The 10,344-nt window shown below is 46.5% G+C and carries 11 protein-coding genes and 2 pseudogenes; 9 read left to right on the plus strand and 4 right to left on the minus strand.

Annotated elements, in window-relative coordinates; genetic code table 11:
* Positions 1-35: 35 nt before the first annotated feature.
* The 3 genes and pseudogenes from HQK80_13100 to HQK80_13110 all read right to left on the minus strand — a co-directional run bounded on the left by HQK80_13100 (position 36) and on the right by HQK80_13110 (position 5,022).
* Positions 36-1,652: a hypothetical protein gene (locus tag HQK80_13100; protein ID MBF0223141.1), complete on the minus strand. Its 1,617-nt coding sequence runs from the start codon at positions 1,650-1,652 to the stop codon at positions 36-38.
* A complete protein-coding gene (locus HQK80_13105) occupies positions 1,649-3,472 on the minus strand; it encodes a response regulator (GenBank protein MBF0223142.1) in 1,824 nt (607 codons plus the stop codon). Before HQK80_13105 ends, HQK80_13100 begins: the two co-directional genes overlap by 4 nt.
* A 737-nt stretch (positions 3,473-4,209) precedes the next feature.
* Positions 4,210-5,022, minus strand: a pseudogene (locus HQK80_13110) (YeeE/YedE family protein).
* 359 nt (positions 5,023-5,381) lie between these two features.
* On the opposite strand from HQK80_13110, the gene HQK80_13115 reads away from it, so the two are divergent.
* The 4 genes from HQK80_13115 (at position 5,382) to HQK80_13130 (ending at position 6,521) form a co-directional block, all read left to right on the plus strand.
* Complete coding sequence (locus HQK80_13115; GenBank protein ID MBF0223143.1) at positions 5,382-5,618, plus strand: sulfurtransferase TusA family protein; 237 nt, start codon at positions 5,382-5,384, stop codon at positions 5,616-5,618.
* Between the two features lie 81 nt (positions 5,619-5,699).
* On the plus strand, positions 5,700-6,017 hold the full coding sequence (locus HQK80_13120) for a peroxiredoxin (protein ID MBF0223144.1): 318 nt from the start codon (positions 5,700-5,702) through the stop codon (positions 6,015-6,017).
* 12 nt (positions 6,018-6,029) lie between these two features.
* On the plus strand, positions 6,030-6,326 hold the full coding sequence (locus HQK80_13125; GenBank protein ID MBF0223145.1) for a hypothetical protein: 297 nt from the start codon (positions 6,030-6,032) through the stop codon (positions 6,324-6,326).
* Between the two features lie 21 nt (positions 6,327-6,347).
* On the plus strand, positions 6,348-6,521 hold the full coding sequence (locus HQK80_13130; GenBank protein ID MBF0223146.1) for a hypothetical protein: 174 nt from the start codon (positions 6,348-6,350) through the stop codon (positions 6,519-6,521).
* Between the two features lie 129 nt (positions 6,522-6,650).
* Here HQK80_13130 and HQK80_13135 read toward each other — a convergent pair whose 3' ends face one another.
* Positions 6,651-6,983, minus strand: a complete 333-nt coding sequence (locus tag HQK80_13135) for a hypothetical protein (protein MBF0223147.1) — start codon at positions 6,981-6,983, stop codon at positions 6,651-6,653.
* A 117-nt stretch (positions 6,984-7,100) separates the two neighbouring features.
* On the opposite strand from HQK80_13135, the gene HQK80_13140 reads away from it, so the two are divergent.
* The 5 genes and pseudogenes from HQK80_13140 to HQK80_13160 all read left to right on the plus strand — a co-directional run.
* The gene (locus tag HQK80_13140; protein MBF0223148.1) at positions 7,101-7,442 is read left to right on the plus strand and encodes a histidine triad nucleotide-binding protein; all 342 of its coding nucleotides are present in this window, start codon (positions 7,101-7,103) and stop codon (positions 7,440-7,442) included.
* A 39-nt stretch (positions 7,443-7,481) separates the two neighbouring features.
* The gene (mobB, locus tag HQK80_13145; protein ID MBF0223149.1) at positions 7,482-8,000 is read left to right on the plus strand and encodes a molybdopterin-guanine dinucleotide biosynthesis protein B; all 519 of its coding nucleotides are present in this window, start codon (positions 7,482-7,484) and stop codon (positions 7,998-8,000) included.
* Positions 7,993-9,258, plus strand: a pseudogene (gene serS, locus HQK80_13150) (serine--tRNA ligase). Before mobB ends, serS begins: the two are co-directional and overlap by 8 nt.
* Positions 9,259-9,273: 15 nt before the next feature.
* Positions 9,274-9,795: a tetratricopeptide repeat protein gene (locus tag HQK80_13155; GenBank protein MBF0223150.1), complete on the plus strand. Its 522-nt coding sequence runs from the start codon at positions 9,274-9,276 to the stop codon at positions 9,793-9,795.
* Positions 9,796-9,972: 177 nt separating this feature from the next.
* Positions 9,973-10,344, plus strand: a 372-nt coding sequence (locus HQK80_13160) for a DEAD/DEAH box helicase (protein ID MBF0223151.1), incomplete at its 3' end; no start/stop codon positions are given.

Consider the following 10,344-nt stretch of genomic DNA (forward strand, 5'->3'; position numbering starts at 1 on the left):
GGGTATTCCATGCAGCGCGGGCGCTGGTGCATGATTCAGGGTTTTCGTGAGCCGCATAGGAGATAAAAGGTAAGACAACAGCCCTCTTCCGGATCCCCTGTTTTGTTTTGCTCAAACGAAAACAACCACTCACCAACCCCTTCTCCGTTGGCAAAAAAACAGGGAAACAACCAGCCGTCAAATAATTGCGCCGACTGAGACGGAGAGGCAACCTGCCCTTCTCTGCTGTTTAAGGCCCCATGACTTTCAAGGAGTTGGGCCATTTTTTTTAACTCTGGATTAGAGGCCTCATCAAGGATGCCGACATTGGTAATATTCAAAAAATTCTGTAGACCGGCAGATAGTGAACTTCCACTCCTCAGGCTGGATATCAGGGAGGCTACTTTTATGTGCTGCAAGGGGTCAGGTTTTTCTGCGACTGAATTTTTCACCAGAAACTCTAAAAGCTGCCCTTCGCTGGTGGTTTTTAAGGGGGCGCCTGCGCCTCCAGCGTTGTCTCGAGAAGGAACCTGGAAATTTTCAAGCAATCCTTGAAAGTTCGCTGCATTTCCAGGCCGAAGCCATGGCATAAGAACACGCAGAATATCAAAAACCTGACCCTTACCCTGCGCTGGATTACCCTGAACAGGATCCAGAGGTAATGCAGCTCCCACCTTGACTATTTCCACCAAGATCTGATCCCCTACAGATAAGGCTGTAAATGATTTGGCAGAAAATCGACCTCCCTCGGCCTCAATAGTCACCTGTCCTTGGGAGTCAACAGAAACCACAGTGCCTTTAACCAAGCCTGCTGCTTGCATCTCAGCCTGGCTTGAACCAACAGGAGCACCTGCAGACTGCTTCGAATTCACTTGTACCAATTTGTCTGGAATGATTTCAACAACTGGTTTCTCTCCCGCCTTCACAATCTCAAACACAATTGTCTCTCCAACAGCCACTGCCGCAGGTGGTTTTGCCGAAAATCGCCCAGCCGCAGACTCGATGATAACCTGTCCCCGGGAATCCACCGCAACAACTTTGCCTTGAAGCGGATCCCCAGGCTGAGCATCAGACTGAGTTGAGACAACAACGTTTGCAGATTGGTTTCTTTGATGCACTTGCGAAGATGTCGGGAGCGGGTCAGAAACCGACGAGGGGTTGACTGTCAACACAGTTTTTACGATAATTTTGTCCCCGACAGAGATAGTGGCAGGAGTTTTCGGGCCCAGGCGACTTCTCTCAGGCTCAATAGTCACCAGCCCCTTCGCGTCCACAGAGACAACTTTGCCTTTGACCAACTCGCCGCTTTCAATACCAACCTGATCGAGAACAGCTGCTGCTGATTGATTCATTTTCGACTGTTGGGCTTTAGCGCTGACAATCGTTAGAAGTGGATTATCTCCAGCCTTGACAATCTCCAGTAAGAGCCTGTCTCCGACTACTAATCCGGCAAGTGATTTTACCGTAAAGCGGCCCACCGACGATTCAATGGTCAGCTTTCCGTCTGCATCTACAGAGACGACCAGTCCCTTGACTAAATCGCCAACCTGCACACTGCTCGGGCTGATACTGACAATGCCGGACGACTGGTTTGGAGTAAATGAAGTTGCTTTAAGGGTGGATTTGACAGCCGAACGGGAACTCTCTTGGGGAGGGGGAGGAACAATTTTCATAGGGGCAACTTAACCAGAACCTCTGTACTGGTATCATGTCGGCCTATGGTAAAGTTACCCATATGGGCTCTAACAATTCGATCGACCATTGTAAGGCCCATACCTGTGCCGTAAGACTTGGTTGTGTAAAAAGGCTCCTTGGCTTTTCGAATCTGTTCATCATCAATCATATTCCCGGTATTGCGGATCCGAATTGTCAGCCAGGCACTCTCTCGAGTCACAACCACTTTCATGAGGCCACCGTCTGGCATGGCTTCAATGGCATTTTTAAAAAGATGCACCAGCATCTGGCGAATTAACTTCTGATCAATTTGCAAGGTGATATCAGGCTCAGGAAAATCCAGCGAGACCTCTATGTTATGCTTGTTGGTGTCGGCCTGCAGAAGAAGAAAAACCTTCTGCAACAGCGGGTAGAACTGCACCTCTTCTTTGTTTACCTCCGCATGCGAGACAAAATCAAAAAGCTCCTCAAGGGTAGACTCAAGTCTGCTGATCTCTTTGTTCATCACATCGGTATACTTGGCCTGCTCCGGGCCCCCTTTCTTGGCCAGAATTCTGGCAATTCCGCCAACTGCGGTAATCGGGTTACGAATATTATGAACAAGTTGAGCGGCCATATGACCAAGGGCGGAAAACCGCTCCGCCTCGATAAGCATATCCTTGTTCTTATCCAACTCGTAATTAAGACTTTCAAGTTTAGCAATGGTTTTCTCCATGTCCATATAAAGCATGCTGTGCTCGATAGCCAGGCTTGCTTGACTGGAAAAAAACTCCAAGGCGCCCAGATAACCATCACTAATCGGACGCCTGGTTATGAAGTTATCGGCAATAATGACCCCTAAAGATCGACGGGGGGAGTACAACGGCACAACAACAAACTCATCAGTCCCTAAAAAGCCGCAAACCCAGGAAAGGTCAAAACCACTTTTAATGGTTCCATCCACCTTTATACTTTTCCGTTCCAAGGCAGAATGAATAAGAATATTGCCCGTATCTGAGGTCGGAACCGTAAGATTTTTAATCAGTCTGTTAAGCCCATGATTTTCATTATCAATATTACAGGTTCGTACATGATCGACGATTTCAAAAAAATTCAGCTCCTTCGCCTGCAACTCACCCCAGATTTTATCGGCCTCTTCCCGACAGCCGGGACCGATTGCCAACCGTCCCTGTAGTACGTGTTCCTTCTCGTCAATGAGCGCCAGAAAAGCACGATTGAAGCGCAGTCCTTCGTTGGCTGTAATCCCAACAAGAATTGCCTGCAATATCTCATCAAGCTGAACAGTATTAAGATACACGGAGTTCATCTTGGCCGCCAACTGGTGCATCAACGAAATACGAAAGTTGGCGTTTTCTAAATCTTCCTGGTACTTCCGATTTTGAATAATCAAACGCCGCTTTTCGAGATTTTTTTTGGCGATCCGCATGATTTCACTTAAGCTCGCTGGCTTGGCGATAAAATCGTCGGCACCGCCACGTAAGCAGTCAAGAGCCGTTTGCAGGTCAGAGGAGCCGGTCAGCATAACAACAACAGTGTCAGGGTGCCGTTCTTTTATGTGGGGAAGGATTTGCTGGCCGTCGACGTCAGGTAGGCCAATATCGAGCAGTGCAAGAGCTATATTTTCAGTATCAAGCAGTTCATGAAACCTGGCGCCGCTGTCTGCCTCTAAAACGCGCATGCCACAATCGGTTAAGAAAAGACGTATGGGCTCCCTGATGAGTGGATCATCATCGACAATAACAACCGCCTCACCATTAACAAGGAGATCTTCCTGGCGAACTGGGGCGTTGTTCTGAAATCCGGTGGTTAGGGTATCCATTTAAATTGCCTTACTCCGAAAAAGAACCAAGCTCGTTTTGCAATAAGTAGGTTCCTAATTTCAACCTTTGATCTGGTTAGTAGTACTACCTACACTAAAGCAACACTTGTTGTAGTATGTCAAGCCATAATACAACAGAGCCATGACCGCAACGTTCTGCGACCATGGCTCTATTCACAAGGCATTCTACCTGATAAGGCAAATGCGGCAACTACTTTTAGCAATAATTACTACATTTCAACTACAAGTTTATCGCTCTCTTCGTTCCACTCAGCAATTAAATACCAGGCTGCCATCGCGACCAAAATTAATATTAACGTACCGCCATACCCCAAAAAGGTATCCGGCATAACCACATACGAGCCAAACGTGCCATTAGCTTCAAGATTGCCAGCCTTAACCCATTTTGCCAGCAGCGAAGTCGTTATGCCAAAAAACGGTACAACAATCCACAGTTTAATCTGACCCTCACCGACACGCCACAAAGTCCCAGTACCACAGCCACCAGCCAGCATTGCGCCGAAACCAAACAGGATGCCGCCAACTACTCCGCCCCAGCCAAAGGTGCCACGCACGTAATTTCCTTTAGCAAGTACGGGAATACTTGACTGTAAGGTCTCAATACCATCAATATCCTCGAGGAGTGCTTCCATATCGATACCAGAGCCTTCATCTTCCACCGCCTCAACTACGCTGGTAAAAGTCGACTGCACGCCAATAAGTCTCTGCGGCACGGGATATTTCAAAACCGCTGCGCCAATGGCGACAATGCAGAGACTTAAGGCAACCGATTTAGCCATCGTACAATCACCAGTCATATGCGGCTCACGAAAACCCTGAATCATGCACCAACGCCCGCGCTGCATGGAATACCCCAAGACAGCGGCAATAAGAATCAGGCCGCCAAGGGAAGCAACATAGGCGTCTTCGCTGCCACCATAGCAGTAGGCCCCATAAATCAGGGCCAGCAGGCCGCCAACTCCAAGAATAATCTGCAATGTTCTAGGGAGATCAAAAGTTTTGGCCCCACCGCTACCCCAGGAGATATTCTCCATCTCCCAATAGATATACTTCAAACCGCTGATAGCACCGATAATCAAGCCCAGCCACATGGCAAAACCATGGGCGGACAAATTACCAATAGCATTGTAAAAACCACCGACATTACAGCCGCCAGCCAGGGTAGCGCCGACACCCATAAACAAGCCAGCAAACACCGCCTTGCACATTTCAAGTACGGGCGGGATGCGAAAGGCAAAATTCTTGCCAAGGTTTGCCGAAACAAAGGCTCCTGCAACAAAACCGATTCCAATAACAGAGCCGGAGCTGATTATCACACTTTGCGGGGCATTTTCATAGACACCAACACCATAGAGAATCCAATCGCCCCAGTTCCTTATGGCACCAACAGCTCCCCACGGTCTCCACCAGGCCATAATCAGGATACTGAAAAGCCCAATGATGATTCCAACCGTATTGGCATGCCACTCATCCACACACAGCTTTTTAAACAGATCATTCGCCTTACGCCCCAAAATACTCTCACTCATTGGTTGTCCCCCCTTAATAGAACAAAATTTATTCTCAATGTCTTACCGACAGTACTTACAAAACCGCCAAACCACCCCCACATTGTAACATTCGCATGTTTACCGATTATCACTCTTCTAATAGGCAAAAAAAAATTTGTCAAGCAAGATAAATGGCCACCAATTCCAGCTAGGCAAAACTACTTAAGGACAATCTTTGTTTATTGATTCAATAATTTACAGACCCAGCGCCCACAAATCATTTCGCTGACTGAATAATCATTCATTTACAACTTGACATCAAATTTAATCACTGGTAGACAACAATCTTTGTATCAGCAAGAGTGGAATATCAAAAATAAATAGTTAAGGAGGAAATTATGAGTGACATTACCCCAGATGCGACCCTGGATGCAAAAGGACTGAGCTGCCCAATGCCTCTTCTTAAAACCAAAAAAGAGATTGGCAAATTAAGTTCCGGTCAGATTCTTGAAGTTCTTGGGACAGACCCTGGTTCAAGAAACGACATGCCAGGTTGGTGTGAAAAGAGTGGCCACACGTTCATGGGCGAAAAAGAAGATGATGGCTTTATTCGCTTCTATATCAAAAAAGGTTAATTTGTACTCATAACCAACCATATAGCAATGGCGTATTCACTTGAGTGGGTGCGCCACGGTTATTTATAAGGGAGAGAAAAGATGGCAAAAAGTCTTGGTATTTTTGTAACCAACCCAAACCATATGCGCCACGTTGTAGGTATTACTAAAGCCGCTGTTGCGAAGGGTTCAAAAGTTAAGGTGTTTTTCACTTGGCACGGAACCAAATTGAGCAAAACCCCAGAATTTCAAGCCCTTTGTGCGATGGAAAATGTTGATGTATCCATCTGTGCGGACAGCTACAAAAGATCTGGTTTTGATGTCACAGATGTTCCAACAGGTCTCAGCCCTGAAAAAATGGGAACACAGGCCCAGCACGGTGCTATCATAGAAGACTATGACTGCTACCTGACTTTATAAAAGGAGAATATCATGTCTAAAAAAGTAACTTTTATTTCAAGACACCCTGACTACGCTCTGGACTGTATGCGTTCAGCACTCGGTTTAGCTGTTGAAAATATGTATGCTTACTGCTCTGTTAACGTCGAAGTTCCAGAATTAGATGACTACAACAAAGAAAATCTTGAGTGGATTCGTGATATGGAGGGTGAAGTTTATTCTACCGTTGCTGCCAACGTTGAGAAAAACGACATGGCCGCAATTACCATTGAAGAGCTTGGTCAGAAACTCAGAGAAATGGATGTTGTCGTTCCTTACGGCATTGTCTAATACTATTAAGGAGCATTCACGATGAAAGTCTTAAACGTTTACCGCTCGGCCCCAGATGAAGTGACATCGAAACTTGCTGCAATCGTCTCCGAAGGCAATGAGGCACAAAGCTTTGATCTTAACGTTGACGCACCAGATTACGACGCACTTGTCGATATGGTTTTTAATGCAGATAAAACGTACTGCTGGTGGTAATCACCAACCTACGGTTAGTAGTTGACTAAAACCCTGCTGATCTCAGCAGGGTTTTTTTTATGCCTCGCAGCTCTCTGGGTCGGTGTTTAGGCCCTGTTGTTATGGCTGCTTATTTCCGGCTTATCCGGATCAGGCCTTAATACCAAGTTCAGTCACCATCAGATCAAACTTATCCAGAAGATAGGCCCGCTGCTCTGCCGAAGGATAGGCGGTGCAAGTGCAATGAAGGTTCCGCTGACTTCGAACCAATAGCTCATAAGTAACAAAATCTTCTCCGGCTTCGATTGCAAAAAGGAAAGGCCCGCACGACTCATGCCCCGCCTGGGCATCGCCTAACAGCTCTTCCGGGATTTCAAGCCAGAAAGCCCCTGCAATCCCGGCTGCTTCGGCATTTTTCTGCAAGTAGGTATGTATTTTTTCTGACTCTTCAGGGCCTAGTTCATTAATCACAATCTGTCTCATTTTACTCTCACCTTGTTTTTCTGAGGCTGTACCAGATATTTCTTTGCGCTCTTCAGTACTTTACGTTAAATTCATCCCTTATCCCTTTTGGGAAATAATTTCAAGGAGATCATCCCCATGAGTGACAATTGTCTTTTTTGCAAAATTGCAGCTGGAGAAATTCCAACAGACGCCTTATATGATGATGATGATGTTATGGCCTTCTGGGATATCAGCCCCCAGGCCCCTAAACATTTTCTGGTCATCCCCAAACGGCATATCGCCGGACCATCATCACTTGCCCAAGTCGATGAAGCCCTGATCGGAAAAGTTTTGCGCGTTGGCTCTGATCTGGCCAAGGAGAATGGATCTGATCAATTTCGTTTTGTTGTCAATAGTGGTGAAGAGGCCGGACAAACTGTTTTTCATTTTCACCTCCATGTGCTTGGCGGTCGAAAAATGACCTGGCCGCCAGGGTGATCGCCCGCTCCGCTGAAGAGCAAAATTAAAAACACAGGGTTGCTAATGCCTCCAGTCATTTCTTTAGTCGGCAAATCTAATAGTGGAAAAACGACACTTCTTGAAAAACTTCTTCCACAACTTATCAAACACGGTTTTCGCGTTGGTGTATTAAAACATCATAACCATGATTTTGAGTTCGATATCCCGGGGAAAGACACCTGGCGTCACAAGCAGGCCGGCGCCAAGGTCGTTGTTTTAGCCACCCCTATTGGTGTTGGCCTTGTCAGAGACACAGATACCGAGTTATCCATTAACGAACTTGTGAACCAATATTATACCGATGTCGATATCGTGATCACAGAAGGGTATAAAAAAGGACCGCACCCAAAAATAGAAGTATGCAGACAGGCCAACCAGAAATCACCCATAAATTCCCGAGATGAAAGCTGGAAGGCTTTTGTCACAGATATGGAGCTTGACACGACACTGCCTGTCTTTGATCTTAACGACTCTTCAGCTTTAGCAACTTTCATAATTTCAAATTTTTTACCGCCCAAAGGAACTCCAAATGCTTGAACTACGATTTATTCGAGAAAACGCTGACCTGGTTAAGAAAAAAGTAGAGCATCGTGGACTGGATAGTTCACGAATTGACCAGTTTATTTCCATAGATGCCGAGCGCCGACAACTTCTTTCTGAGGTTGAAGGTTTGCGAAACAAGCGAAAAACTGTTTCTCAGGAAGTCGCTCAACTTAAATCGCAAAAGCAGGACGCAGAAGATTTAATGCAGGAGATGCGCGAAGTAGGAGCCACAATCAAGGATCTTGAAACAAAACTGGCGGTTGCCGAAACCAGTCTTCAGGAAATTGTTATGGAGATCCCTAATCTCTGCAATGACTCTGTTCCTTTTGGTAAAGATGATAGAGATAATGTTGAGCTTAGAAAACACGGTAGTGTTCCCGAATTTTCATTTACACCTAAACCTCACTGGAAGATCGGTGCGTTTTAAGATATCATTGATTTTGACCGCGCTGCCAAAATTTCAGGGGCCAGATTTTCAGTACTCAAGGGGCTTGGCTCACGTCTTGAGCGGGCATTAATCAACTTCATGCTTGATCTGCATACCCAAAAACACGGCTATCAGGAGATTCTGCCCCCCTTTCTGGTTAACACTGCTACAATGACCGCCACCGGGCAGCTTCCTAAATTCAAAGAAGACCTTTTCAAAACTGAAAACTGGGATCTATATCTGATCCCCACCGCCGAAGTGCCGGTAACGAATCTTCATCGCGACGAGACCTTATCATTCAAAGATCTGCCCATTAAGTATACCGCATACACACCTTGCTTTCGATCCGAGGCTGGCTCCTACGGCAAAGACACACGAGGTATGATCCGCCAACATCAGTTCGACAAAGTCGAATTAGTAAAATTCACCACCCCAGAAACCTCCGAGCAGGAGCTTGATTCGCTACTTGCCGATGCTGAAGAGGTACTGCAACTTCTCAAACTCCCCTATAGGGTCGTGACTTTGTGTAGTGGTGATCTCGGTTTCTCGGCCTGTAAGACCTATGACATCGAGGTCTGGATGCCCGCTCAAAACACCTATCGCGAAATCTCTTCCTGTAGTAATTTCGCAAACTTTCAGGCCCGACGCGGCGGAATCCGATACCGTCCCGAGGGCAGCAACAAAAGCGCCTTGGTACATACCCTGAACGGCAGCGGACTTGCCGTGGGCCGAACCCTGGCAGCTATTCTTGAGAACTATCAGCAAGCCGATGGAAGCTTTACTCTCCCGGAGGTGCTCTCGCCCTATTTTAAGGATAGATTTTAATCAAGAGAGATTGCCTTGGCAGAACTTTCATGTGATGAATATCAAACGGTTCTTTCGTTTTTTAAAAAGGCCCTTGAAGAGGAACCTGAAAAACATTCCTATTGGTATGATATCGCCTTTTGCAAGGGCCGTCTAGGTCACTGGGATGATGCCCTGGCGGCCCTGAATAAGGCCTCTGAAAGTCAGAGCGAAGAGCCAGCTTTTCTGAATTTGCTCAGCCATACCCATATTAAACTCAAACAATATGACGAAGCTGTTAGTGTGTTGAAAAAAGCTCTACTACTGAGACCCAGAAGCCCCAACCTCCTCTACAAGCTGGCAGCGGCCTATTTCGGCAAAGGAAACCTGAAAAGTGCCAAATCAACTATCCTGAAGATTATTGAACTAACCCCTAATTTCAGCAAAGCTCATTTCGGTCTTGGTCTGGTCTGTTACTACCTCGAAGACATACGTGGCTACGAACAGCAAATTACCGTTCTTAATAAACTTAGCCCCGAACTGGCGCAAAAGCTGGCAGCACTGGTCAGATATCAATAGATGCAACGATAGACACTTCCATTTTTATTGATGGCCTTGGCCAGAAATCGTTTGGCTGCCTTTGTACCTCGGTTCCTGACCAGCAGGAAGTCGATGGCGTTTGTCTTCACTAAAAACGAATAATTTTAAAAACTGTATAATTCTGTATATTCTATGTCCACAACAACAACCCAGCCTATGAAACCCATTGAAACCCTGAAATCGATCTTCGGTTATTCCTCCTTCCGACCATATCAGGAAGAGATTATTGAGGAGATAATTGCAGGCAATGACCTCTTCGTATTGATGCCTACCGGTGGCGGCAAATCCCTGTGCTATCAATTGCCCGCCCTGCACCGGCCTGGGGTGGCTATTGTGGTTTCGCCTTTGATTTCGCTGATGAAGGATCAGGTGGATGCTCTGACCGTTAACGGGGTGCGAGCCGCCTATTATAACTCCTCCATGTCCGGAGACGAGTCGCGCCAGGTTTTGGCCCGGCTCCATGGTGGCAGCCTTGATCTTCTCTATGTGTCGCCGGAAAGGCTGATGTCTGAATCATTTATGGACCGC

The sequence above is a fragment of the Desulfobulbaceae bacterium genome, assembly GCA_015231515.1.
GTDB lineage: Bacteria > Desulfobacterota > Desulfobulbia > Desulfobulbales > VMSU01 > JADGBM01.